The 22246-nt window shown below is 68.3% G+C and carries 25 protein-coding genes; 17 read left to right on the top strand and 8 right to left on the bottom strand.

Annotation, left to right across the window (positions count from 1 at the left end):
• Window positions 1-396 carry a Zn-ribbon domain-containing OB-fold protein gene (locus KF892_03365; GenBank protein MBX3624028.1) on the top strand — a complete coding sequence of 132 codons (396 nt, stop codon included), beginning with the start codon at window positions 1-3 and terminating at the stop codon, window positions 394-396.
• Here the strand turns inward: KF892_03365 and KF892_03370 are convergent.
• Together KF892_03370 and KF892_03375 are read right to left on the bottom strand one after the other, a co-directional pair.
• Entirely contained in the window at window positions 383-1135 is a 753-nt protein-coding gene (locus tag KF892_03370) for a glutathione S-transferase family protein (GenBank protein MBX3624029.1), read from the bottom strand. The two genes, KF892_03365 and KF892_03370, sit on opposite strands and share 14 nt — an antisense overlap.
• Window positions 1132-2121, bottom strand: a complete 990-nt coding sequence (locus tag KF892_03375; protein MBX3624030.1) for a quinone oxidoreductase — start codon at window positions 2119-2121, stop codon at window positions 1132-1134. The genes KF892_03370 and KF892_03375 overlap by 4 nt, the downstream gene beginning before the upstream one ends.
• A 44-nt stretch (window positions 2122-2165) precedes the next feature.
• Between KF892_03375 and KF892_03380 the strand changes: the two genes are divergently transcribed.
• From KF892_03380 to KF892_03405, 6 genes are all read left to right on the top strand, one after another.
• Window positions 2166-2915, top strand: coding sequence for a GntR family transcriptional regulator (locus KF892_03380; GenBank protein MBX3624031.1), 750 nt, complete (start codon window positions 2166-2168; stop codon window positions 2913-2915).
• Window positions 2912-4483 carry a carboxylesterase/lipase family protein gene (locus KF892_03385; GenBank protein MBX3624032.1) on the top strand — a complete coding sequence of 524 codons (1572 nt, stop codon included), beginning with the start codon at window positions 2912-2914 and terminating at the stop codon, window positions 4481-4483. Before KF892_03380 ends, KF892_03385 begins: the two co-directional genes overlap by 4 nt.
• Window positions 4484-4526: 43 nt before the next feature.
• Window positions 4527-5489, top strand: a complete 963-nt coding sequence (locus KF892_03390; protein ID MBX3624033.1) for a zinc-binding dehydrogenase — start codon at window positions 4527-4529, stop codon at window positions 5487-5489.
• 66 nt (window positions 5490-5555) lie between these two features.
• Complete coding sequence (gene nudC / locus KF892_03395; GenBank protein MBX3624034.1) at window positions 5556-6371, top strand: NAD(+) diphosphatase; 816 nt, start codon at window positions 5556-5558, stop codon at window positions 6369-6371.
• A gap of 57 nt (window positions 6372-6428) precedes the next feature.
• Window positions 6429-7598: a glutathione-dependent formaldehyde dehydrogenase gene (locus KF892_03400; protein MBX3624035.1), complete on the top strand. Its 1170-nt coding sequence runs from the start codon at window positions 6429-6431 to the stop codon at window positions 7596-7598.
• A gap of 21 nt (window positions 7599-7619) precedes the next feature.
• Complete coding sequence (locus KF892_03405; protein MBX3624036.1) at window positions 7620-8138, top strand: hypothetical protein; 519 nt, start codon at window positions 7620-7622, stop codon at window positions 8136-8138.
• Between the two features lie 67 nt (window positions 8139-8205).
• On the opposite strand, the gene KF892_03410 is transcribed toward KF892_03405, so the two are convergent.
• Entirely contained in the window at window positions 8206-8445 is a 240-nt protein-coding gene (locus tag KF892_03410) for a hypothetical protein (GenBank protein MBX3624037.1), read from the bottom strand.
• Between the two features lie 179 nt (window positions 8446-8624).
• Between KF892_03410 and KF892_03415 the strand changes: the two genes are divergently transcribed.
• From KF892_03415 to KF892_03460, 10 genes are all read left to right on the top strand, one after another.
• Entirely contained in the window at window positions 8625-9773 is a 1149-nt protein-coding gene (locus KF892_03415) for an amidohydrolase family protein (GenBank protein MBX3624038.1), read from the top strand.
• A gap of 34 nt (window positions 9774-9807) precedes the next feature.
• Complete coding sequence (locus tag KF892_03420; GenBank protein ID MBX3624039.1) at window positions 9808-10959, top strand: porin; 1152 nt, start codon at window positions 9808-9810, stop codon at window positions 10957-10959.
• A complete protein-coding gene (locus KF892_03425; GenBank protein MBX3624040.1) occupies window positions 10960-12072 on the top strand; it encodes a glutathione S-transferase in 1113 nt (370 codons plus the stop codon).
• A gap of 80 nt (window positions 12073-12152) precedes the next feature.
• Complete coding sequence (locus KF892_03430; GenBank protein ID MBX3624041.1) at window positions 12153-12581, top strand: hypothetical protein; 429 nt, start codon at window positions 12153-12155, stop codon at window positions 12579-12581.
• A gap of 116 nt (window positions 12582-12697) precedes the next feature.
• Window positions 12698-14134, top strand: coding sequence for a TolC family protein (locus KF892_03435; GenBank protein ID MBX3624042.1), 1437 nt, complete (start codon window positions 12698-12700; stop codon window positions 14132-14134).
• Between the two features lie 10 nt (window positions 14135-14144).
• Window positions 14145-15518: a copper oxidase gene (locus tag KF892_03440; protein MBX3624043.1), complete on the top strand. Its 1374-nt coding sequence runs from the start codon at window positions 14145-14147 to the stop codon at window positions 15516-15518.
• 20 nt (window positions 15519-15538) lie between these two features.
• Window positions 15539-16033, top strand: a complete 495-nt coding sequence (locus KF892_03445; GenBank protein ID MBX3624044.1) for a cupredoxin family protein — start codon at window positions 15539-15541, stop codon at window positions 16031-16033.
• Window positions 16030-16509: a DUF411 domain-containing protein gene (locus tag KF892_03450; GenBank protein MBX3624045.1), complete on the top strand. Its 480-nt coding sequence runs from the start codon at window positions 16030-16032 to the stop codon at window positions 16507-16509. Before KF892_03445 ends, KF892_03450 begins: the two co-directional genes overlap by 4 nt.
• On the top strand, window positions 16506-16796 hold the full coding sequence (locus KF892_03455) for a copper-binding protein (protein MBX3624046.1): 291 nt from the start codon (window positions 16506-16508) through the stop codon (window positions 16794-16796). Before KF892_03450 ends, KF892_03455 begins: the two co-directional genes overlap by 4 nt.
• A gap of 26 nt (window positions 16797-16822) precedes the next feature.
• A complete protein-coding gene (locus tag KF892_03460) occupies window positions 16823-17374 on the top strand; it encodes a Spy/CpxP family protein refolding chaperone (GenBank protein MBX3624047.1) in 552 nt (183 codons plus the stop codon).
• Between the two features lie 8 nt (window positions 17375-17382).
• Here the strand turns inward: KF892_03460 and KF892_03465 are convergent, their stop codons facing one another.
• The 5 genes from KF892_03465 to KF892_03485 all read right to left on the bottom strand — a co-directional run bounded on the left by KF892_03465 (window position 17383) and on the right by KF892_03485 (window position 22056).
• Entirely contained in the window at window positions 17383-19101 is a 1719-nt protein-coding gene (locus KF892_03465) for an ABC transporter substrate-binding protein (protein MBX3624048.1), read from the bottom strand.
• Window positions 19102-19128: 27 nt separating this feature from the next.
• The gene (locus tag KF892_03470) at window positions 19129-19608 is read right to left on the bottom strand and encodes a flavin reductase family protein (protein ID MBX3624049.1); all 480 of its coding nucleotides are present in this window, start codon (window positions 19606-19608) and stop codon (window positions 19129-19131) included.
• Window positions 19609-19666: 58 nt separating this feature from the next.
• Window positions 19667-20350, bottom strand: a complete 684-nt coding sequence (locus tag KF892_03475) for a TetR/AcrR family transcriptional regulator (protein MBX3624050.1) — start codon at window positions 20348-20350, stop codon at window positions 19667-19669.
• Window positions 20351-20456: 106 nt separating this feature from the next.
• Entirely contained in the window at window positions 20457-21695 is a 1239-nt protein-coding gene (gene serA / locus KF892_03480) for a phosphoglycerate dehydrogenase (GenBank protein MBX3624051.1), read from the bottom strand.
• 151 nt (window positions 21696-21846) lie between these two features.
• Window positions 21847-22056, bottom strand: coding sequence for a hypothetical protein (locus KF892_03485; protein ID MBX3624052.1), 210 nt, complete (start codon window positions 22054-22056; stop codon window positions 21847-21849).
• Window positions 22057-22246 lie beyond the last annotated feature (190 nt).

The raw sequence follows: 22246 nt of genomic DNA on the forward strand, positions 1-22246 counted from the left end.
ATGAGCACCGCCACAGAACGCATCCTTCCCAGCCCGCCAATGGACGCCGAGGCGGAGCCTTTCTACGCCGCGGCCCGCGAAGGCCGCTTCATGCTCAAGCGCTGCACCGACTGCGGCAAGACGCACTGGTACCCGCGCGCCGTGTGCCCGCATTGCTTCAGCAGCAACACCGAGTGGATACAGGGCAGCGGGCGCGGCGTCATCTACTCGTTCAGCCCGATGCGCCGCGTCGACCCGCCGTACACCTTGGCCTACGTCACGCTCGCCGAAGGGCCCACGATGATGACCAACCTCGTCGACTGCGACGTCGATGCGCTGGCCATCGGGCAGAGCGTGAAGCTCGTCTTCAAGCCCAGCGAAGACGGCACGCCGGTGCCGTGTTTCACGCCTGCTTGAGGGACGCTTCGTAGGGCTCGATGCGTGCCAGCTTGAACGACGGCCGCTGCTGCACCTTCGTCCACCACGCCACCGTCAGCGGGTGCGTGGCGAGCGCTTCGGGGTTGAGCTCGCTGATGCGCATCACGAAGGGCACGGCGGCGATGTCGGCGATGGAATAGCCCTCGCCGAGCAGCCAGCCGTGCGGGCTCTTGGCGAGCATCTCGTCCATCTTGTCGAGCAGCTTCAGCAGCCCGCGCATGGCCTCGGCCTTCTCGTCGTCGGTGTAGGGCTTGCGGGCCACGCGCGTCCAGGCCTCGCGGCGCTCAGCCGTGGGAATGCGCGCCAGGCGTTCGGCGAGCTTCGCGTCGTCCCACTGGCCGGCGACCGGTTGCATCGAGATGCTCCAGTTGAAGATGATGAGCTTGGGCAGGCAGTACTCGTCGATCCAGCGCACGAAGTTGCGCATCACGGCGCGCGCATACGGGTCGGCGGGGCGCAGGGGCGGGGTGGGGTAGAGCTCGTCGAGGTATTCGGCGATCACCGAGCTTTCGTACAGCACGCGGTCTCCGTGCAACAGCGTGGGCACCACGCCGTTGGGATTCATCGCCAGGTATTCGGGCGAGTGTTGTTCGCCTTTCACCATGTCGACGAGGCGGCTCTCGTAGGCAATGCCTTTTTCGGCCAGGCACAGGCGCACGCGACGCGAGGCGCTGGAGCGCCAGCCATGGAAGAGGGTGAACGTGTCTGGTGTGCTCATGGAACGAGGATGGCGGCGCCGCTCGTGAGGCGGCTTTCGAGTTCGCGGTGCGCCTGCTGCACGTCGCGCAGCGCGTATCGGCGGCTCACCTCGGCCTTCACTGCACCCTTGCGCACGGCCGCGGCGAAGACCGAGGCCGAGTGCTGCAGCTCTTCGCGCGTGGCGATGAAGCTGCGCAGCGTGGGCCGGCAGACGGTGAGCGACTTGGCATGCAGGCGCTGCAGGTCGAAGGCCTCGACGTCGCCCGAGGCGGTACCGAAGTTGATCGCCATGCCGCGCGTCTGCAGGCAGTCGAGCGAGGGCAGGAAGACGTCTTTGCCGACCGCGTCGTACACCACCGCCACGCCCGCGCCCTGCGTGATCTCGCGCACGCGCTCGACGAAGTTCTCGCGCCGGTAGTCGATGACGTGGTGGCAGCCGTGGGCCAGCGCAATCTCACGCTTGGCCTCGGAGCCCACCGTGCCGATCACCTCGGCCCCGAGCGAGCGCGCCCAGGCCGAGAGGATCACACCCATGCCGCCGGCCGCCGCGTGCACGAGCACCCGGTCGCCGTGCTGCACGGCGTAGAGCCGGTGCAGCAGGTACTCGGCCGTCATGCCGCGCAGCAGGGTGGCCGCGGCCGTCTCCAGCGTGAGGCCGGCGGGCAGCAGCAGCGTGCGGCTCGCGGGCACGTTGCGCATCGCCGCGTAAGCGCCGGGGTGCACATAGGCCACGGCCTGGCCGACCTCGAAGCCCTGCACACCCGCCCCGACCGATTCGACGACGCCCGCGCCCTGCGAGCCCAGCACCACCGGGAACTGCGTCGTGCTGTGCGGGCCGTGTGCGCCCTGGCGTTGGTAGACATCCGCGTAGTTGAGCCCGATGGCGTGCTGAACAATGCGCAACTCGCCTGGGCCGGGGTCGGGAATCTCGATGTCGGTGTACTCGAGGACTTCGGGGCCGCCATGGCGGCGGGCGAGGACAGCAGGACGCAGCAGCGTGCTCATCAGGGTGCGTTGTATATATAAAGTGACTTTTGATATATTAGATCATGGACCTGATTCTGGCCCGTCAATCGGCTGCCGGCTCGAGCACGAGCCTGCAGGACCGCATCCGCATCGCCGTCGAGCAGGAGATCCTCTCCGGCGCCTGGCCGCCCGGCAGCGCCATCGACGAGAAGGCGCTCGCCGCGCAGTTCAAGACCTCGCGCACGCCGGTGCGTGAAGCGCTGCTGGTGCTGGCCACGCAAGGCCTGGTGCAGATTGCGCCGCGCTCGGGCATCTACGTGCGCAAGGCGACGCCCGCCGAGCTGGTGGCCACGCTCGAAGCGCTGTCGGAGCTGGAGTCGATCGTCGCGAGCCTCGCTGCGCGCCGCGCCACCAGCGAGCAGTGCAAGGAGCTCGAAGCAGCGTTGACCAAGGCGTCCGCCTGCGCCGAAGCGCAAGACCGACGTGGCTACGAGCGCGCCAACGCGGTGCTGCACGAGCTGATCTACAAGGCCAGCGGCAACCCGGTGCTCGTGGAGCACGTGCGCTCGGTGCGCCGCACGCTCGCGGCCTACCGCCAGCGCAGCATGGACAAACCCGGCCGCCTGAAGGCGTCCGACAAAGAGCATCGCACCATCGTGCAGGCCATCCGCGACGGCGACGCCGCGGCGGCGGCACGGGCCATGCACCAACACATCGATCTCGGTGGCGACGCGATGGTCCAGCTCGTGCTGGCCGCGCAGACGACCGCTGAGACGGCTCCTGCCCAACCCACGCCGCCCCCCGCGGCCAAGAAGAGAAAGCCTCCCAAATGAGCCTCGCTGCACCCGTCTCCAGAGCCACCGACAGGATGATCCGCGCCGAAGACCTCTTCCCCGAGGTCGAAACGGCGCAGGGGCGGGTGCGAGGACTCAGCAGCGACGGCGTGCACGCCTTCAAGGGCCTGCGCTACGGTGCCGACACGGGGCGCGCGCGGCGCTTCCGTGCCCCCGAGCCGCCGCCCACCTGGACGGGCGTGCGCGACGCCACCAACTACGGCCAGTTCGCCCCGCAGGCGCCGTCGAGCCGCCAGCGCGACTACGCCGACATGATCACCTTCGACATCCAGGGTGGCGGCATGGGCGAAGACTGCCTGGTGCTCAACCTCTGGACGCCCACCCTCCAGCGCAACGCGAAGAAGCCGGTCATCGTGCACCTGCACGGCGGCGGCTGGTACGGCGGCTCGGGCAACGCACCCGGCTGCGATGGCGCGATGCTCGCCAAGCACGGCGATGCGGTGGTCGTCACGCTCAACCACCGGCTGGGCGCCTTCGGCTTTCTCGACCTCTCGTCGCTCAGCAGCGACTACGCCAACTCCGGCGTGATGGGCATGCTCGACATCGTGGCCGGCCTGCGCTGGCTGCGCGAGAACGTGGCCTCGTTCGGCGGCGACCCCGAGCGCGTGCTGGTGTTCGGCCAGTCGGGCGGTGGGGCGAAGACGAGCACGCTCATGGCCATGCCCAAGGCGGCGGGGCTTTTCCACCGTGCTGGCGTGATGAGCGGCTCGGTGCTGAAGCTCGCCACACCCGAATACGCCGCCACGCAGGCCGAGCGGTTCCTGCAGGTGCTGGGCCTCAACCGCGCGCAGATCCCGCGTCTGCACGAGATGCCGATGCAGCAGCTGCTGGCCGCGCAGGTCACGCTGGAGATGGGTGACCGCTCGCGCGGTGAAGCCCCACGCAGCTTCGCGCCGGTGGCGCAGGAGGGCGGGGCGCTGCCACGCCACCCGTTCGACCCCGATGCGCCGGAGGTGTCGGCGCACGTGCCGATGATCATCGGCACCACGCTCGACGAGCGCAGCTACCGCACCGTCAACTTCGACCTCGACGACGCCGGGCTCGTAGCCTTCTTCAAGCAGCGTGCAGGCGCCGACGCCGAGCTGCTGCTCAAGGAATACCGCGACGAAGACCCGGGCGCGAGCCCCTACCTGATGCAGGTGCGGCTCGACACCGACATGGGCTTCCGCCGCGCCGCGCACCTGCAGGCCGACCGCAAGGCCGCCGCGCTCGGCGCACCCGTGTGGACGTATCTCTGGCGTGCGCCGAGCCCGGCGTATGGCGGCCGGTTCGGCGCGACGCACGGTGTCGACATCGGCCCGAGCATGCACGACATCCGCCGCGCGCTGAACGGCCCGATGGACAGCCAGCGCCGCCTGGCCACAATGATGTCGTCGGTGTGGGCCTCGTTCGCCGCGAAGGGCAACCCCAACAACGACAAGCTGCCGCACTGGCCGAGCTACACGCTGCCCGCGCGCTCGACGCTCGTGATCGACACCGACCACGAGACGGTGATCGACGACCCCCGCTCGGCCCTGCGCAAATACTGGACGGAGCGGCCGGCGTGACGCGCGCGGTGCTCGCTGAACACACGAAGACGGGAGACAAACGATGAAAGCAGCGGTCTACGACCGGAACGGCGGCCCCGAGGTCTTGCGCTACGAGACCGTGCCCGACCCGGTGTGCGCGCCCAAGGGCGTGGTGATCCGGGTGCAGGCGGTGAGCATCGAGGGCGGCGACACGGTGAACCGCTGGCGCGGTGTCTTGCCGTCGGTGCCGCACATCGTGGGCTACCAGGCCGCGGGCGAGATCGTGGAGGTGGGCGCCGAGGTGAGTGGTTTGCGCGTCGGCCAGCGGGTCGTGACCACCGGCGCGCATGGCTCGCATGCCGAGCTGCGCGCGGCGGCTGCCGCCACCACCTGGGTGGTGCCCGAGGGCATGGACATCGGCCTCGCCTCGACCGCGCCCATCCCCTTCGGCACCGCCGACAACTGCCTGCTCGAATACGGCCGCCTGCAGCCCGGCGAGACGGTGCTGATCCAGGCGGGCGCGAGCGGCGTGGGCGTCGCGGCGATCCAGATCGCCAAGCGGGCCGGGGCCCGCGTGATCGCCACCGCGTCGAGCGACGAGAGGCTCGCGCGCATCGCCGGCTTCGGGGTCGACGTCGGCATCAACTACCAGCGTGAAGACCTCGTGCAGGCGGTGATGGCCGCCACCGGCAAGCGCGGCGTCGACGTGGTGCTCGACGGCGTGGGCGGGGAGACGCTTCAAAAGAGCATCCAGGTACTCGCGTTCAAGGGGCGCTGCACGATGATCGGCTTCTCGGGCCGCGATGGCGCCCGCATCGACGCCGGGCCGCTGATGGCGGCCAACCGCTCGCTCATCGGCCTGGGCCTGGCCTACGAGATGGCCACTGAGCGGGTCCGCAAGGCGGTGCAGGGCTATCTGGAAGACCTGGCCGCCGGCCGCCTGCAGATGCCGATCGACCGGACCTTCCGCCTCTCGGAGGCCGCCAATGCCCACGCCTACATCGAGAGCCGGCAGGCGGTGGGGCGGGTGCTGCTCATTCCCTGAGGCGGCGCGAGCAGACGTCACGCGTTCCGGCGATGATGCGGGGGTCCTGCACCACCGTATCGCCGCATGAGCTTCGTTCCCGCCAGCCGACCTGCGCTTCAGTCGACCGACGACGCCTGGCACTTCGCCTTCGTCGGGCGTGACCTCCTGATCCCTGAGGCCGACAGCATTGCGCTGCAGCCGCTCACCAGCCGGTTGCTCACGCCACTGGCCACCGGCAAGCACTACCTGGGCACCCTGGCGGCTGTCGACTGCTGGGCCCTCACGCTCCCCGAGGCTCCGCCGGGCTGGCGGCCCACGCCGCTGCGCGCCGCGATGATGGCCTTGCCGTCCGAGGTGAGCGCGGTGGCCGGCCGCGCGGCGCAGGTCGTCGAGTGGGACCGCAGCCACCGCTTCTGCGGCGTGTGTGGCACGCCGACCGAACTGCACCCGGGCGAACGCTCGCGCGTGTGCCCCTCGTGCGGCCAGACGGCCTACCCACGCGTGAGCCCCGCGATGATGGCGCTGGTGTGGCGGCCCGGCGAGCTGCTGCTGGCGCGTTCGCCGCACTACGCCAAGGGCATGTACAGCGCGCTCGCCGGTTTCGTCGAAGCGGGCGAATCGCTCGAAGACTGCGTGCACCGCGAGGTGGCCGAAGAGGTGGGCGTGAGCGTCAGTGGCCTGCGCTACTACGGCAGCCAGAGCTGGCCCTTCCCGCACAGCCTCATGTGCGCCTTCACCGCACGCTGGGCGGGCGGCGAGATCGTGCGGCAGGAAGACGAGATCGAAGACGCGCAGTGGTTCCCGATCGACGCCTTGCCCAACGTGCCGCCGAGGTTTTCGGTCTCGGGTCACCTCATCCGCGACACCGTCAAGGCCATGCAGGACGGCAGCTTGACCTAAGGCCCGCGCGGAACGCGGTTTGCCGCGCAGTCCACACGACTGCGCAGGAGACCGCCCATGAAAGCCCTTTGCTGGCACGGCAAGAAGGACATCCGCTACGACACGGTGCCCGACCCGAAGATCGAGCACCCGCGCGATGCCATCATCAAGATGACGAGCTGCGCCATCTGCGGCTCCGACCTGCACCTCTTCGACGGCTTCATGCGCGGCATGGAGAAGGGCGACGTCATGGGCCACGAGTTCATGGGCGAGGTGATGGAAGTCGGCCCCGAGAACAAGAAGCTCAAGGTCGGCGACAAGGTGGTGGTGCCGTTCACCATCTGCTGCGGTGAATGCGAGCAGTGCCGGCGCGGCAACTTCTCGGTGTGCGAGACCACCAACCGCAACAAGGACCTGGCCGACAAGGTGTTCGGCCACACGACGGCCGGGCTCTTCGGCTACACGCACCTCACGGGCGGCTACGCGGGTGGCCAGGCCGAGTTCGTGCGGGTGCCGTTCGCCGACGTGGGGCCGGTGAAGATTCCCGACGGCTTGTCGGACGAGCAGGTGCTCTTCCTCGGCGACATCTTCCCAACCGGCTGGCAGGCCGCCGTCGCCTGCGACATCCAGCCGACCGACACGGTGGCGGTGTGGGGCGCGGGGCCGGTGGGGCAGTTCGCCATTCGCAGCGCGGTGATGCTGGGCGCGAGACAGGTGATCGCGATCGACCGGCTGCCCGAGCGGCTGTCGATGGCCAAGGCGGGCGGTGCCATCACGATCAACTTCGAGGAAGAAAGCGTGATCGAGCGGCTGCAGCAGCTCACCAAGGGCAAGGGCCCCGAGAAATGCATCGACGCGGTCGGCATGGAAAGCCACGCCACGCGCGCCATCGACGGCCTCTACGATCGCGCCAAGCAGGCGGTGATGCTCGAGACCGACCGCCCGCACGTGCTGCGCGAAATGATCTACGTGTGCCGGCCGGCAGGCATCCTCTCGATCCCTGGCGTGTATGGCGGTTTCGTCGACAAGCTGCCGATGGGCGCGCTCATGAACAAGGGCCTCACCGTGCGCACCGGCCAGACCCACGTGAACCGCTGGACCGACGACCTGCTGCAGCGCATCGTCGATGGCCAGGTCGACCCCTCTTTCGTCATCACCCACACGGCCAGCCTCGAACAGGGGCCTGAGATGTACAAGACCTTCCGCGACAAGCTGGACGGTTGCATCAAGGTCGTGTTGAAGCCCTGATCAGCCACAAGGAGGAAGACGATGAACGAGACTTCAAAAGCGCCCGAGGCGATGGCCAAGGGCCTCGGCTGGTTCAGCATCGCGCTGGGCGTGGCCGAGCTGCTCGCGCCGAAGGCCACCGCGCAGGCCACCGGCGTGAACTACGGGAAGAACTTGCTGCAAGCCTACGGCGTGCGGGAAATCGCGACGGGCATCGGCCTGCTCACCGCCAAGGACCCGCAGCCCTGGCTGTGGGGTCGCGTGGCGGGCGATGCGCTCGACCTCGCCACGCTGGCGGCCGACCTCGTCTCCAACAGCCACAAGCGCCGCAACACCGCGATGGCGATGATTGCGGTGATGGGCGTCACCGCCCTCGATGTCTGGGCCGCCGAGACGGCGCGCCGCGAGGCGGCCCGCAACGCCCAGCCGCCGCGCGACTACAGCGACCGCGTCGGCATGGCGCTCTCGCCCGACGAGATGCGTGGCAAGGCGCGCGAGGCGATGCAGTCGGCGCAGGACATGCAGACGCCGTCGGCGCTCAGGCCGTACACGCTGCACTGACGCGGCTCGCCGCGCCGGCCTGGTGTGCCAGGTCGGCAATTTGGGGCGTGGCCGGTCCTTTCTACCGTCAGCGGTGCGAGCCGCGGGCGGACTCACGGGCCTTGCCGCGGTTCGGGTGCCGCGGGGTGCTGATGCTGTGGCTGGCGCCCGGCGTCTCTTCATTGGGCTCGGCGGGCACCCAGTCGCTGGTCGAGGAGGAGGGCGATTCACCCGGGCCGGCGGCCGGTTCGACGGTGGCCTCGGCGGGCGCCGGGTCGAGCGGGTCGGTGGGGAGGGGCTTCTTGCGCTTGCGCAATCGGAGGTACATCTTCAAATCCTCTGTGGCAGTGCTTGTCGTCGGTTTGCGGCAAGTGCCATTCCCGTGGGCAGACCGGGTTGTCGCGCAGGCGTCGGGTTGGCGGAGGGAATTCCCTCGCTTGTGTTTGTTGCATTCGTTAGTAGAGAATTTCTCTACTACAACGACACCCCCAAGCGACAGGAGAACGAATGCCCTACGCCACCCAGCGCGTCATGCACGACGCCGACAGCCACCTGATGGAAACCCCGGACTGGATCGCGTCCTACGCCGACCCCGACATCCGCGACCGCCTGAAACCGCTCAATCTCGCCAAGGCCGGCAGCAGCACCTACGAGCACATCCAGCGCCAGGTCGAGCGGGTGAAAGATGCCGAAAAGACCGCTGCGATCAGCCACAACGTCGTGGCCGGTCCCAAGGGCTGGGCGGCACTCGGTGCGATCGCCGCGGCCGAGCGGCCCCAGGCGCTCGACGACCTTGGCTTCGCGAGCCAGTTGGTCTTCTCCACCTTCGCAGGCGGTCAGTACCTCTCGCATGAGGAGGTCGACGTGCGCTACGGCGGCGCCCGCGCGCACAACCGCGGCATCACCGAGTTCTGCAAGGTCGACAAGCGGCTGATCGCCGTCGGCCAGGTGTCGCTGTCGGAGCCCGAACTCGCGCTGCGCGAGATCCGCGAAGGCATCCGCATGGGCTGCGGCGCGTTCTGGATTCCGTCGCAACCCGCGGGCGACCGCGCGCCGGGCCACCCCGATCTTGACCCCGTCTGGCGCGAGCTGAGCGAGTCGCGCATCCCCTTCATGCTGCACGTGGGCGCTGGCGCCTCCATCCAACCGAAGGGCTACGACCAGACCGGCCGCCCGCGCCCGCCCGACGTGCACGGCGGCGGCGAGAACCTGCGCTTCCGCGACCTGGTGGCGCTGCCGATGGCGCCGCAGCTTTTCATTTCGTCGATGGTGAGCGACGGGGTGTTCGAACGCTTCCCCCATCTGCGCGGCGGCGTGATCGAGCTCGGCGCAGGGTGGGTGCCGCAGTTCCTGCGCAGCCTCGACATCGCGCACGGCATCTTCGCCAAGAGCGACCCGATGCTGGCCTCGTTCAAGCTCAAGCCTTCGGAGCAGATCCGCCGTGCGCTCAAGTTCACGCCCTTCCCGAGCGAAGACGTGGGCCGCATGATTGCCGACGCAGGCCCCGAGCTCTTCCTCTTCTCGAGCGACTACCCGCACCCCGAGGGCACCAACGACCCGATCGGCCGCTTTGAGCGCTCGATGGGCGCGCTCTCCGACGAGGCACGCACGCAGTTCTATTCGAAGAACTTCGAAGACATGATGCAGGCCGCCTGAGCGCTGCACGCACACAACCAACCAGGAGACAAACATGAAACGCACAAGCGCGGCCCGTGCGGCCGTGGCCTTGGTGGGCACGCTCGCCGCAGCCGGGGTGTCGGCGCAATCCACCGTGACGATCTTCGGCGGGGTCGACGGCAACCTGACCCGCGTGCGCTCGGAAGGGCGGGGCAGCATGTGGCAGGTGCGTGACGCCGGCAACTACGTCACCAAGATCGGCTTCACCGGCAACGAAGACCTGGGGGGTGGCTACCGCGCGCACTTCTATCTGGAGTCGCAGGCGAGCAGCGACACCGGCAACGGGGTGCCCACGAACACCAACAACCGCGTCACCGGCTCGAGCACGAGCGGTGGCCTCACCTGGAACCGCAAGGCGACGGTGAGCCTCTTCACGCCGATGGGCGAGGTGCGCTTCGGGCGCGACTACACGCCGCCGTTTGCGCCGGTCGCGTATTTCGACCCCTGGGGCACGGCGGGTGTGGGCAGCTCGGTCAACCACCAGCCCATCTACAAGGGCACGCTCGCGCTGCCCACGCTCGTGCGGGTGAGCAACTCGGTGGCGTATCACATCCCGCGCAGCTGGGTGAGCGGGCTGCAGGTGTACGTGCAGGGCGCAGCGGGCGAGGGCGTGGGCCCGCGCTTCATCGGCATCGGCAGCACCTACCTCAACGGCCCGCTGCTGGTGGCCGGCGGCATCTCGCGCACCGATGCACCGCTCACCGACATGGGCACGGCGCTCACCGCACCCACGGTCTCGTCCGACAACAAGCTGATGGTGTGGTCGCTGGGCGCCTGGTACACGCTGCCGGGCAACGTGAAGATCATGGGCTTCCACCACTCGCAGACACTCGACCGCTACGGCTCGCTCGCCACGCCCAGCATCGGCACCGAACTCGACCGCGAGGTGGCCGACTCGCTCGTGGGCGTGAGCTGGGGCCTCAGCACCTACACGCTCAAGGCCTCGTATGTGATGCGCAACGACAAGGGGCGCGAGAACGCCGACTCGCGGCAGATCGCGCTCGGCGTGACCAACAACCTCTCGAAGCGCACCGCGGTCTACGTGACCGCTGTGCAGATCCAGAACAAGAACACCGCGAGCTACAACTACATCTCCTCGGGCTTCAACCCGGTGGCGGGCGGCACGGCGCGGGCCATCCAGGCCGGCATCGCGCACAATTTCTGAATGCCCAACCCAAACCACCACACGCCCCACTACACCCTCTACGGCTCGCCGATCAGCTATTTCACTGGCAAGGTCCGCGCCTATCTCGACTGGAAGCAGCTCCCCTACCAGGAGGTGCTCTCCAGCGCCGAGGTCTACAAGGAGGTGATCCTGCCGCGCGTGGGGTTCGCCGTCATCCCGGTCGTCACGAGCGACAGCGGCGAAACCCTGCAAGACAGCACCGACATCATCGAGACGCTGGAGGCGCGACACGGCGGCCCGGCCGTCGTGCCGGCCACCGGCGTGCAACGCCTGGCCGCCTCGCTGCTCGAACTCTATGGCGACGAATGGCTGGTGATCCCGGCCATGCACTACCGCTGGCACCACAACCGGGAGTGGGCGATGCGCGCCTTCGGCGAGCTGAGCATGCCCAACGCCACGCCCGACGAGCAGCTCGCCATCGGCACCAAGCGCGCCGGGCCGTTCGCCCAGGCGGCCGTGCTGCTGGGTGCCGCCACCCCGGCGATGCAGCAGGCGGTGGAGCGTTCGTATGAGGCGCTGCTGGCCGAGCTCGACGCGCATTTCGCGCAGGTGCCGTATGCGCTCGGCACTCGCCCGTCGATCGCCGACTTTGGGCTCTACGGCCCGCTCTACGCCCACCAGTACCGAGACCCGGCCAGTGGCGCGCTGATGCGCCGCCTCGCGCCGAACGTGGTGCGCTGGGTGCACCGGCTGGAGACGCAGACGGCGCCGCTGGCTGGCGACTTCCTGCCCGGCGACGAGATCCCGGCCTCACTGCTGCCGGTGCTGCGCCGCCAGATGCGCGAGCAGATGCCCGTGCTGGCCGACAGCGCTCGCCGGCTCGAAGCCTGCCTGGCCAGCCACCCTGGCGAGCGCATCCCGCGGGCCATCGGCTCGCATCCCTTCACGCTCGAAGGCGAGGAGGGCGAGCGCATCGTGCGGCCGTACAGCCTCTGGATGATGCAGCGGGCGCGCGACGTGTACGAGAGTCTCAAGGGCGAGGAGCGCGCGCGGGCCGACGCCTGGCTCGACAGCATCGGCGGCCAGGCCTTCCGCGAGTACCAGAGCCCGCCACGACTGGTGCGCAGCGGCTTGAGCGTCGCCGTCGCTTGACCTTCCCACGGGGGCAAGCTTTAAAGTGCCCCTGATCGCCGTCATGTCTTGCGCCAAAGCCCTCTGATAACCTCGCCGCCGTGAAGCAGCTCCGTCTTTGGCTCGTCGTCCTGCTGGTCGCTTTGCTCCCCGTCCGGGGCGCGATGGCGGCGGCCATGCTGTGCGCGAAGACCGGGGCTTCGGGGCAGGCCATCGAGCTGCGCGTGGCCACCGCTGAGCACGCGCATCACGGCGACCACCACGACGACCACCACGGCGATCATCACGCCAACCACCACGCCGCTGCGCAGGTGCAACACGGCCATCATGGTGAGGCCTCCCAAGACGCCGCCGGCCACGACAACAAATGCACCATGTGCTCGGCCTTCTGCTCGGCCACACCGCTGCCGAGCGCCGTGCCGCAACTGCCCGAGCCAGGCACGGCTGGCACCACGCAGTTCGCCGACCTCCACGCTCCGGCCCCGATCTTCCAGTCGGGCGGCCCGGAGCGACCTCCCCGAAGCATCTGACCCATTGAAGGCCTCCGCGCGAGGCCGGATGGGGCTCGTGCGCGCCGCGCACGGGCAGGGCCCGACCGATCCCCTGTGGGGGTTCGAGAGAGGGCGACTCAGATGTCTTCCACACCATGAACCACACACTTCCACGGCGTGTGCCCACCCGGGCCCGCCTCACCGTGGCCGCATCGGCCGCGCTGGCGATGCTCGCCGGCTGCGCCTCGTTTTCGCCCGACGGCGGCATGGGCGCGGTCTCCGATCTGACGCGTGAGCGCACGGGCCAGGCGGTGAGCGTGCAACGCTCGCCGGAGCAGGGCGACACCGCCCGCGCCCGCGTGGCGGAGCTTCTCAAGGCGCCGCTCACCGCCGACGGCGCCGTCGAGCTGGCGCTGCTCAACAACCGCGGCCTGCAGGCGAGCTTCAGCCAGCTCGGCGTGGCCGAGTCCGATCTCGTGCAGGCCGGCCGCCCGCGCAACCCGGTGTTCAGCTTCGGCCGGCTCGCGGCGGGCGGCGTGGTCGAGATCGAGCGCGCCATCATGTTCGACGTGCTGAGTCTCCTCACGATGCCGATGGGACGTGAGCTGCGGCAGCAGCAGTTCGAGCAGGCGCAGTTCCAGGCGGCGTATGACGCGGTGGGCCTGGCTTCTGACACGCGCCGGGCCTACTTCAACGCCGTGGCCTCGCAGGAGCTGGTGGGCTACTACCGCCAGGTGAAAGACGCCGCCGATGCCTCCAGCGAGCTGGCCCGGCGCATGCTCGCGGCGGGCAACTTCAACAAGCTGGCGCAGATGCGCGAGCAGTCGTTCTACGCCGACGCCACCGCCGGGCTCGCGCGGGCCCAGCAGCAGGCCCTGGCCGACCGCGAGCGGCTCACGCGCCTGCTCGGCGTCTCGGGTGATCAGCTGCGCTTCACGCTGCCCGAGCGCCTGCCCGACCTGCCCAAGGAGCCCACGGCCCCGAAAGACGCCGAGCAGACCGCCCTCGACAAACGGCTCGACGTGCTGATGGCCAAACGCAGCACCGAGACCACCGCGAAGTCGCTCGGCCTCACGCGCGCCACGCGTTTCGTCAACGCGCTGCACGTGGGCTACCAGAACAAGAGCGAGACCGACGGCCCGCGCGCCAACGGCTATGAGCTGGAGCTGGAACTGCCGCTCTTCGACTTCGGCAGCGTGCGCAGCCGGCGTGCCGAGGCCACCTACATGCAGGCCGTGCACCGCACGGCGGAGGTCGCGCTCAATGCCCAATCGGAGGTGCGCGAGTCGTATGGCGCCTACCGCACCGCGTATGAGCTGGCGCGCCACTACCGCGACGAGGTGGTGCCGCTGCGCAAGCGCATCTCGGAAGAGAACCTGCTTCGCTACAACGGCATGCTGATCGGTGTCTTCGAACTCTTGGCCGATTCGCGCGAGCAGGTGAGAAGCGTCACCGAATACGTGCAGGCCCTGCGCGACTTCTGGGTCGCCGAGACCAACCTGCAGACCGCGCTGACCGGCCGCTCGCCCGCGCCGGGCGCCGCCCCGTCCACGACATCCGCCAGCGGCGCCGAAGCGCCGGCCGGCCACTGAGAGAACGACCATGTCCCAACGCAGAGATTTCTTCCGCACGGCCGGTGCGCTGGCGCTCGGCGCGACCGCGGTCAGCCGCGTCGGCGCGGCGTCCTTGCCCGAGGCCGTCTACCAGACCTCGGCCACGATGCAGCCGCCGCTCATGCCGCCGAACGGCCGGCCCTACAACCCGGTGGCCACGCTCAACGGCTGGTCCTTGCCCTGGCGCATGAACAACGGCGTCAAGGAGTTCCACCTCGTCGCCGAGCCGGTGGTGCGCGAGATGGCGCTCGGCATGAAGGCGAACCTGTGGGGCTACAACGGCTCGAGCCCGGGGCCGACCATCGAAGCGGTGGAAGGCGACCGCGTGCGCATCTTCGTCACCAACAAGCTGCCCGAGCACACCGCGGTGCATTGGCACGGCGTGATGCTGCCCAACGGCATGGACGGCGTGGGCGGCCTCACGCAGCCGCAGATCGCGCCGGGCAAGACCTTCGTCTACGAGTTCACGCTGCTGCGCCCGGGCACGCACATGTACCACCCGCACGCCGACGAGATGACGCAGATGGCGATGGGGATGATGGGCATGTTCATCATCCACCCGAAAGACGTGCGGCAGATGCGCGTCGACCGCGACTTCGTCTTCCTGCTCGCGGCCTACGACATCGAGCCCGGCGCGGCCACGCCGAGAACGGCCGAGATGACCGACTTCAACCTATGGACGTGGAACAGCCGCGTCTTCCCCGGCATCGACCCGCTGGTGTGCCGCACCGGCGACCGCGTGCGCGTGCGCGTGGGCAACCTCACGATGACCAACCACCCGATCCACATGCACGGCCCGCACTTCGTGGTGACCGGCACCGACGGCGGCTGGGTGCCACCCTCGGCGCGCTGGCCCGAGGTGACGACCGACGTGGCGGTGGGCCAGATGCGTGCCTTCGAGTTCGACGCCGTGGCCGGCGACTGGGCCATCCACTGCCACAAGTCGCACCACACGATGAACGCGATGGGGCACGACCTGCCCAACATGATCGGCGTCGACCACAAGGGCGTGGCCGAGCGCATCACGAAGCTCGTGCCCGACTACATGGTGATGGGCGACAAGGGCATGGCCGACATGGGCTCGATGGAAATGCCGCTGCCCGACAACACCTTGCCCATGATGACCGGCACCGGCCCCTTCGGCCCGCTGGAGATGGGTGGCATGTTCAGCGTGGTGAAGGTGCGCGACGACGTGCCGCGCGGCGGCTACAAGGATCCGGGCTGGTTCAAGCATCCGCAGGGCAGCGTGGCCTACGAGTACACGGGCGAGGTGCCGGCGGCGACCCGTGCCGATGCGCCGAAGGCTAATGCAAAGACGCTCGACGTGCGCAAGCCCGGCGGCGGCCACGAAGGCCACCATTGAATGGAAAGGAGCCTCCGATGATGCAACGCAAGCTCACCTGGGCCGCGGCCGTGCTGGTGCTCGGCGCCTCGAACGCTTTCGCGCACGGCGACGCGCCGCACGCCACCCCGGCACGCCCCTTCGACGCCAGCCGCGTCGAAGAGACCGCCTTCGGCCGCGAAGGCAATCCCGCCCGCGCCACGCGCACGATCCGTGTCGAGATGGCCGACACCATGCGCTTCACGCCCGCCGAGATCGCCGTCAAGCGCGGCGAGACGGTGCGCATCGTTGCCACCAACAAGGGCCAGGTCCTGCACGAGATGGTGCTGGGCACCCCCGACGAACTGAGAAAGCACGCAGAGATGATGAAGAAACACCCCGGCATGGAACACGACGAGGCGCACATCGCGCACGTGAAGCCCGGCGCCAGCGGCGAGATCGTCTGGCAGTTCACGAAGGCGGGCGAATTCCAGTTCGCCTGCCTGATCCCGGGCCACTTCGAAGCCGGCATGGTCGGCAAGGTGAGGGTGAAATGAAGCGCCGCCAGTTTCTCCATGCCGCCGTGGCGACGGCCACGATGGCGGCGGCAGGGCGTTCCCTCGCGAGCACCTTGCCGCCGGTCGAGGTCTTCAAGAGCGCCACCTGCGGCTGCTGCGGTGCCTGGATCGAGCACCTGCAGCGCGCCGGCTTCAAGGTCACCGCGCACAACGTGCCCGACACCACCGCCGCGCGCAAGCGCCTGGGCATGCCCGACACTTTTGGCAGCTGCCACACGGCGACGGTGGGCGGCTACGTGGTCGAGGGCCATGTGCCGGCCGACGAGATCAAGCGGCTGCTCGCCGCGAAGCCCGCCGCACTCGGCCTGGCCGTGCCCAGCATGCCGCCCGGCTCGCCGGGCATGGAGATGGGCGCGCGTCGCGACCCGTATGAGGTCTTGCTCATCGACAAGGGCGGCCGAGCGTCGGTCTTCGCCCGTTATCCCCAACCCGCATCTTCCAAGGAGTCCTCATGAAGCTCGCATCTTTCATGGCCACGCTCGCCGTGGCGTTCAGCGCCGCCGCCTACGCCCAGACCGCACCGCAGGTCGACGGCGAAGTGCGCAAGATCGACAAGGAGCAATCCAAGATCACGCTCAAGCACGGGCCGATCCCCAACCTCCAGATGGACGGCATGACCATGGTCTTCCGCGTGTCCGACCCGAAGCTGCTCGACGCGGTGAAGCAGGGCGACAAGGTGAAATTCACCGCCGACAAGGTGAACGGCGCCTTCACCGTCACCTCCATCCAGGCGGCCAAATGAGCTGCATCCGTTCCAAGGAGATCCCCATGCGTTCTTTCCTGCTGACGCTGCTCGTCGTCGGCGTGGCGTCCGGTGGCGTGGCGGGCGCCATGACGCCGGTGCACGCCGAGCACCACCCCAAGTCGCACACCCACAGCGGCTACAGCGGCATGGAAAGCCGTGCGATCAAGGCGCTGTCGAGCGAGCAGATTGCCGATCTGCACCAGGGCAAGGGCATGGGCGCGTCGCTGCCGGCGGAACTCAATGGCGTGCCCGGGCCGCTGCACGTGCTGCAGCTGCGCGAGCCGTTGAAGGTCACTCCGCCTCAGGCGGCGCAGCTGGAGCGCATCACCGCCGCGATGCGCGAGGAGGCGCAATCGCTCGGCCGCCAGGTGGTCGAGGCCGAAGCCAGCCTCGACCGCGCCTTCGCGTCGGGTGCGGCCGACGAGGCGCTGGTGCGTGAATCGTCGGCCCGCATCGGAGAACTGCAGGGCCGACTGCGTGCCGTGCACCTGGTGGCGCATCTGCAGACGAAGGCGCTGCTCTCGCCCGAGCAGGTCGCGGCCTACAACCAGCTGCGCGGCTACACCCGTCAGTAGCTCCGCCGTCAGTAGCCCATCTTCTTCTTGAGCGCCTGGTCCACCCACATGCGGCTGTGGATCGGGCCGGGGCGCTCGGCGCCGGCACGCAGCTCGCCGCCGTAGTTCTTCACCCACGGCCACCAGGCGGTGTAGACGTAGGGTGTGGGCAGCCAGATGTAGGGCGCCTGGTCGAGGATCTCACGCGTCAACAGCCTTACCTTCACCTGGCGGATCTTCTCGTCGGGCTCGGCCACGATCTCTTCCATCTTCTTGTCGAAGTTCGGGTCTTTCCAGCGCGAAGGGTTGAAGGTGGCGCGGCTGGTGAAGTTCTTGCGCAGCGAGGTCGTCGGGTTGGTGATGGTGTTGACGAAGTAGAAGCCGGGCTCGTTGGTGCCGGTGAAGAGCGCCTTCTGCATCGCACCCGGCTCGGTGATCACGAGCTTGACCTTCACACCCACCTTCTCGAGGTAGGCCGAGACCAGCGTCACGAGGTCGTGGTTCTGCGTGTTGCCGCTGACCTGCACCTTGAACTCGAAGCCGTTGGGGTAGCCGGCTTCCGTGAGCAGCTGCTTGGCCTTCTTCGGGTTGAAGGTGTAGAGCTCCTGGATCGACGGCGGCATGGCCGACAGCGGCTCGTAGTAGCCGGTGTAGTCGGGGTGCTGCGGGTGCACGAACATCTCGGCGTTGCCGCCGTAGTAGCCCTTGATGATGGCCTGCTTGTCGATGGCCATGTTGAGCGCGCGCCGCACGCGCACGTCGTCGAGCGGCTTGGTGTCGACGCGCATGCCGATCACGGTGCCCGAGATGCCGAGCCAGCGCGCCGTCTTGAGCTTGGGCGCGGTCTTCTTCAGCTCGTCGATGGCCGACCAGCTCACGAGTTCGAGCACGTCGAGCTTGCCGGTGCGCAACGCGGTCAGCGCGGTGGCTTCTTCCTTGATCACGCGGTAGCTGATCTTGTCGACGAAGGGCAGCTTGTGCTCCTTGCCGCCGATCTTTTCCTTGTCCCAGTAGTTGGGGTTCTTGGTGAAGGTCGACGAGTTGCCCTGGATGTAGTCGGTGAGCATGAAGGGGCCGGTACCGTTCACGTTCTTCCAGTTGTTGGCGCCGGCCGTCACCACCTCCTTGGGCACGATGGCGGAGTAGTAGCCCCAGCCGAAGCGGTAGTCCCACTCGGAGTTGTAGTTCTTGAAGGTGAAGACGACGGTGTGCTTGCCCGTCGCCTCGACCTTGGCCACGTGGTCGAAGTAGCCGGGGATCTTCTTCGGGCTGGTGTTGAGGCGGTTGAAGCTGTAGACCACGTCTTCGGCGGTCAGCTCGCGCGCCTCCATCACGCCGGGCTTCGCGGGGAACATCACGCCCTTGCGCAACTGGAACTCCACCCGCAGCGGGTTGTCGAGCATCTTCCAGCTCTCGGCCAGCTCGCCGCGCATGCCGTCGTGCGGTAGCCAGGCGTCCGCGATGAAGCGGTGCGGGCCGCCGTGGGCGCCCTTGGCTTTCGAGAGGTCGGCGGCGATGAGCTGCTCGTAGGCAAGGCCCACGTCGTTGTTGAGCTTCCACGACCAGTCGGCCGGGTCGAAGGAGCCGGCATTGAGCGTGTACATCAACGTGCCGATGTTGAGCCCGCCACCGTATTGCGGGGCTTCGGCGGCCGTGCCTTGTGCGAGCGACCAGGCCGGCGCAAGGCACAACAAGGCTGCCGAGACAAACGCACGGCGCCGCGAGGGGAGGGAAGTCGAGTTCGTCATGGAGCGTTCTTGGATGGGTGACACGGTTCAGCGGGCGAGCGCAGTGCAGAAGCGGCCCGCATGGAAGACGAGGGGTTCGGCATCGTCGCGGCGCTCGCAGCGCTCGACTTCACCGACGAAGATGGTGTGGTCGCCTTCTTCGTAGCGACTGCGGTTGAAGCATTCGAAGACCGCGGCCACGCCGTCGAGGATAGGGGCGCCGCAAATCCCTGTGCGCCAGGGAATGCCCGCGAAGCGATCGACGTTCTTGCGAGCGAAACGTTCTGCCAGGCACTGCTGATCGGCCGCCAGCACGTTGATGGCGTAGTGCGTGCCGCGTTTCAACGCGGGGCTCGACGCTGCGGTGTGCGCGAGGCTCCACAACACGAGCGGCGGTGCGAGCGACACCGAGTTGAACGAACTGGCCGTGAGGCCGATGAGGCCGAACTCCGGGTCACGGCAGGTGACGACGGTCACGCCTGTTGCGAAGTGGCCGAGCGCCGAACGAAACTCTTGCGGGCTGAACATGCCCGTTAATATAGATTGTTTCTACTAACGGGGCGTCAGCAGAAGCCCTGAAGCGGGCTCAGGCCCTGGCCTTCGCAGCGGTGGTCTTTCGTTTGGAGGCGGGCTTCGCGCTTTTCTCGCTCTTGTCCGCCTTGTCGGCCTTCTTGGGCTGCTCCGGTGCCCGCGTTGCCTCGAAGCGCTTTTGCAGACCTTCCCAGCCGCCGAGGGCGAAGTCGGTCCAGATGTTGGCGGCTTCCTCGGCGGTCACGCCGGCCCGCTTCAACGCGCGCCCCGAGAGGATGGGCGCGTTGACCACGAGGATGGAGCACACCAGCGCAACCTGGCGTGGCACGCCGTAGGTTTCGACGATGCGGTCGATGAAGTGCTCGGTGATGGCGGAGCGTTCGTCCTTGCCACGGCGGCGCACGAGGTCGAACACGGCACGGTCGGACGCCAGCAGCCGGATGATCGGCCCGCGCTCGTAGAGGTATTCGAAGCCGTGCTTCTGCGAATTGCGGATCAGCGGCTCGAGCGGCGTGTCAGGCGAGATCGCCGAGAGCTTTCGGGCACCCAGGTACTGGTACTCGCGCTCGAGCACCGCCTTCAGGATGTCTTCACGCTTCGGGAAGTATTTGTAGATGAGCGGCACGCTCACCCCCGCGATCGCGGCCACCTTCTCGAGCGAGAAATCGGAGAGGCCTCGTTCGAGGACGTAGGCCACGGCGCTGTCGAGCAGCTGCTCGCGGCGCTCTTCGGGGGCCATGCGGCGGGCACGGGGGGCGGCTGCGGTCGACACTCGGTCCTCTCAGTCGATGGGGCGGCCGAGAGCATATCGCTGTCGCGCCATGCGCGGCAGCGATCCAGATCAATCAATAAAGGATGCGGCAGCGGATCGTGTCGGGCAGGCTGCACAGATCGGCCAGGGCCACCTCGGGCGAGCCGCTGTCCACGTCGATCACGACATAGCCCACGTCTTCGCGCGTGCTCAGGTACTGCGCGGCGATGTTGACGCCGGCCTTGGAGAGCCGCTCGTTCACCCGCGCCATCACACCCGGCACGTTGCGGTGGATGTGCAGCAGCCGGCTGCGGCCGGTGTGCTCGGGCAGGGCGACCTCGGGGAAGTTGACGGCGCTCGTGGTCGAGCCGTTGTTGCTGTAGCGGATCAGCTTGTCGGCCACCTCGCGGCCGATGTTGGCCTGGGCTTCGAGCGTGGAGCCGCCGATGTGCGGCGTGAGGATCACGTTGTCGAAGCGGGTGAGGGGCGATTCGAATTTCAAGTCGTTGCCTTGCGGCTCGACCGGGAACACGTCGACCGCCGCACCGGCCAGGTGGCCGCTTTCCAGCGCTTCGGTGAGCGCGTCGATGTCGACCACCGTGCCGCGCGAGGCATTGATGAGGTGCGCGCCGGGTTTCATCGCCTGGATCTGCGCGCGGCCCATCAGCCCCTTGGTGGAGGGCAGCTCGGGCAGGTGCAGCGTCACCACATCAGATCGCGTCAGCACCTCGTCGAGGCTCGCGAGCTGGCGGGCATTGCCGAGCGTGAGCTTCGATTCGATGTCGTGGAAGACGACCACCATGCCGAGCTGCTCGGCCAGCACGCCGATCTGCGTGCCGATGTGGCCGTAGCCCACGATGCCGAGCGTCTTGCCGCGCACCTCGAACGAGCCTTCGGCACTCTTCGACCAGCCGTTGCGGTGGAGCAGGGCGTTCTTCTGCGGAATGCCACGCATCAGCATGATGATCTCGGCCAGCACCAGCTCGGCCACGCTGCGCGTGTTGGAAAACGGCGCGTTGAAGACGGGGATGCCCAACGCCATTGCGGTGGAAAGGTCGATCTGGTTGGTGCCGATGCAGAAGGCGCCCACCGCTGTGAGCTTGGGCGCGGCGCGCAGCACTTCGGCGGTGAGCTGCGTGCGCGAGCGGATGCCAAGGAAATGCGCATCGGCGAGCACTTCGCGCAGCTCGGCGCCGGCCAGCGCCTTGGGCGAGGTCACGACCTCGGAATAGCCGTCGCGCTGGATCAGGTCCACCGCCGAGGGGTGGATGCCTTCGAGCAGCACGAACTTGAGCTTGTTCTTCGGGACGGAGAGTCGAGGTGCGGTGGTCATGCGTGCATTGTTGACCACGGGCGATGCCCTCAGTCGGCGCGGTGCCAAGAGGGTTCAGGCGCGACGATGCGTCCGCCCCCGAAAGAGGGCGGACGCTGCGCAGCGATCAGGTCAACACCGGTCGACCTGAAGAGGGGTGCGCTTTCCGGCTTCAGCGCTCCTGGTCGCGCTGGCGTTCCTGGTCGCGGCCGGACTGGTTGCCTTGCTGGCCACCTTCCTGGCGCCGTGGTTGGCCGCCTTGCTGCTGACCTCCTTGGCCACCTTGTTGCTGCTGCTGGCCACTGCGGCTGCCGCCGCCTTGCTGGCCCTGCTGGTTGGCTTGGTTGGCCTGGTCTTGCTGGTCCCGGTTCTGTTGAGTCATTTGCGATCTCCTTCAGTGATGCCGGAGAGATTCCGGTCCTTCCAACGGGCAACTGCCGTGCCGCTGCGCGTCGTTGGCATATCTCGTGTGCGCACGGCTTGCCGGGGTGAGGGAGCCGGCTGAGGCACCCGGGAAGATGAAGAAATTGCGGCATCTCGCGCGATCGGCTGGACGCCCATCCCGTCGTCGG

Origin of the sequence: Rhizobacter sp. (genome assembly GCA_019635355.1) — a bacterium.
Lineage (GTDB): Bacteria > Pseudomonadota > Gammaproteobacteria > Burkholderiales > Burkholderiaceae_C > Rhizobacter.

Excerpts from the sequence above, each read along its gene's own strand:
- KF892_03365 (MBX3624028.1), top strand. The coding sequence starts at position 1 with ATGAGCACCGCCACAGAACGCATCCTTCCCAGCCCGCCAATGGACGCC.
- KF892_03370 (MBX3624029.1), bottom strand. The coding sequence starts at position 1,135 with ATGAGCACACCAGACACGTTCACCCTCTTCCATGGCTGGCGCTCCAGC.
- KF892_03375 (MBX3624030.1), bottom strand. The coding sequence starts at position 2,121 with ATGAGCACGCTGCTGCGTCCTGCTGTCCTCGCCCGCCGCCATGGCGGC.
- KF892_03380 (MBX3624031.1), top strand. The coding sequence starts at position 2,166 with ATGGACCTGATTCTGGCCCGTCAATCGGCTGCCGGCTCGAGCACGAGC.
- KF892_03385 (MBX3624032.1), top strand. The coding sequence starts at position 2,912 with ATGAGCCTCGCTGCACCCGTCTCCAGAGCCACCGACAGGATGATCCGC.
- KF892_03390 (MBX3624033.1), top strand. The coding sequence starts at position 4,527 with ATGAAAGCAGCGGTCTACGACCGGAACGGCGGCCCCGAGGTCTTGCGC.
- nudC (MBX3624034.1), top strand. The coding sequence starts at position 5,556 with ATGAGCTTCGTTCCCGCCAGCCGACCTGCGCTTCAGTCGACCGACGAC.
- KF892_03400 (MBX3624035.1), top strand. The coding sequence starts at position 6,429 with ATGAAAGCCCTTTGCTGGCACGGCAAGAAGGACATCCGCTACGACACG.
- KF892_03405 (MBX3624036.1), top strand. The coding sequence starts at position 7,620 with ATGAACGAGACTTCAAAAGCGCCCGAGGCGATGGCCAAGGGCCTCGGC.
- KF892_03410 (MBX3624037.1), bottom strand. The coding sequence starts at position 8,445 with ATGTACCTCCGATTGCGCAAGCGCAAGAAGCCCCTCCCCACCGACCCG.
- KF892_03415 (MBX3624038.1), top strand. The coding sequence starts at position 8,625 with ATGCCCTACGCCACCCAGCGCGTCATGCACGACGCCGACAGCCACCTG.
- KF892_03420 (MBX3624039.1), top strand. The coding sequence starts at position 9,808 with ATGAAACGCACAAGCGCGGCCCGTGCGGCCGTGGCCTTGGTGGGCACG.
- KF892_03425 (MBX3624040.1), top strand. The coding sequence starts at position 10,960 with ATGCCCAACCCAAACCACCACACGCCCCACTACACCCTCTACGGCTCG.
- KF892_03435 (MBX3624042.1), top strand. The coding sequence starts at position 12,698 with ATGAACCACACACTTCCACGGCGTGTGCCCACCCGGGCCCGCCTCACC.
- KF892_03440 (MBX3624043.1), top strand. The coding sequence starts at position 14,145 with ATGTCCCAACGCAGAGATTTCTTCCGCACGGCCGGTGCGCTGGCGCTC.
- KF892_03445 (MBX3624044.1), top strand. The coding sequence starts at position 15,539 with ATGCAACGCAAGCTCACCTGGGCCGCGGCCGTGCTGGTGCTCGGCGCC.
- KF892_03450 (MBX3624045.1), top strand. The coding sequence starts at position 16,030 with ATGAAGCGCCGCCAGTTTCTCCATGCCGCCGTGGCGACGGCCACGATG.
- KF892_03455 (MBX3624046.1), top strand. The coding sequence starts at position 16,506 with ATGAAGCTCGCATCTTTCATGGCCACGCTCGCCGTGGCGTTCAGCGCC.
- KF892_03460 (MBX3624047.1), top strand. The coding sequence starts at position 16,823 with ATGCGTTCTTTCCTGCTGACGCTGCTCGTCGTCGGCGTGGCGTCCGGT.
- KF892_03465 (MBX3624048.1), bottom strand. The coding sequence starts at position 19,101 with ATGACGAACTCGACTTCCCTCCCCTCGCGGCGCCGTGCGTTTGTCTCG.
- KF892_03470 (MBX3624049.1), bottom strand. The coding sequence starts at position 19,608 with ATGTTCAGCCCGCAAGAGTTTCGTTCGGCGCTCGGCCACTTCGCAACA.
- KF892_03475 (MBX3624050.1), bottom strand. The coding sequence starts at position 20,350 with ATGGCCCCCGAAGAGCGCCGCGAGCAGCTGCTCGACAGCGCCGTGGCC.
- serA (MBX3624051.1), bottom strand. The coding sequence starts at position 21,695 with ATGACCACCGCACCTCGACTCTCCGTCCCGAAGAACAAGCTCAAGTTC.
- KF892_03485 (MBX3624052.1), bottom strand. The coding sequence starts at position 22,056 with ATGACTCAACAGAACCGGGACCAGCAAGACCAGGCCAACCAAGCCAAC.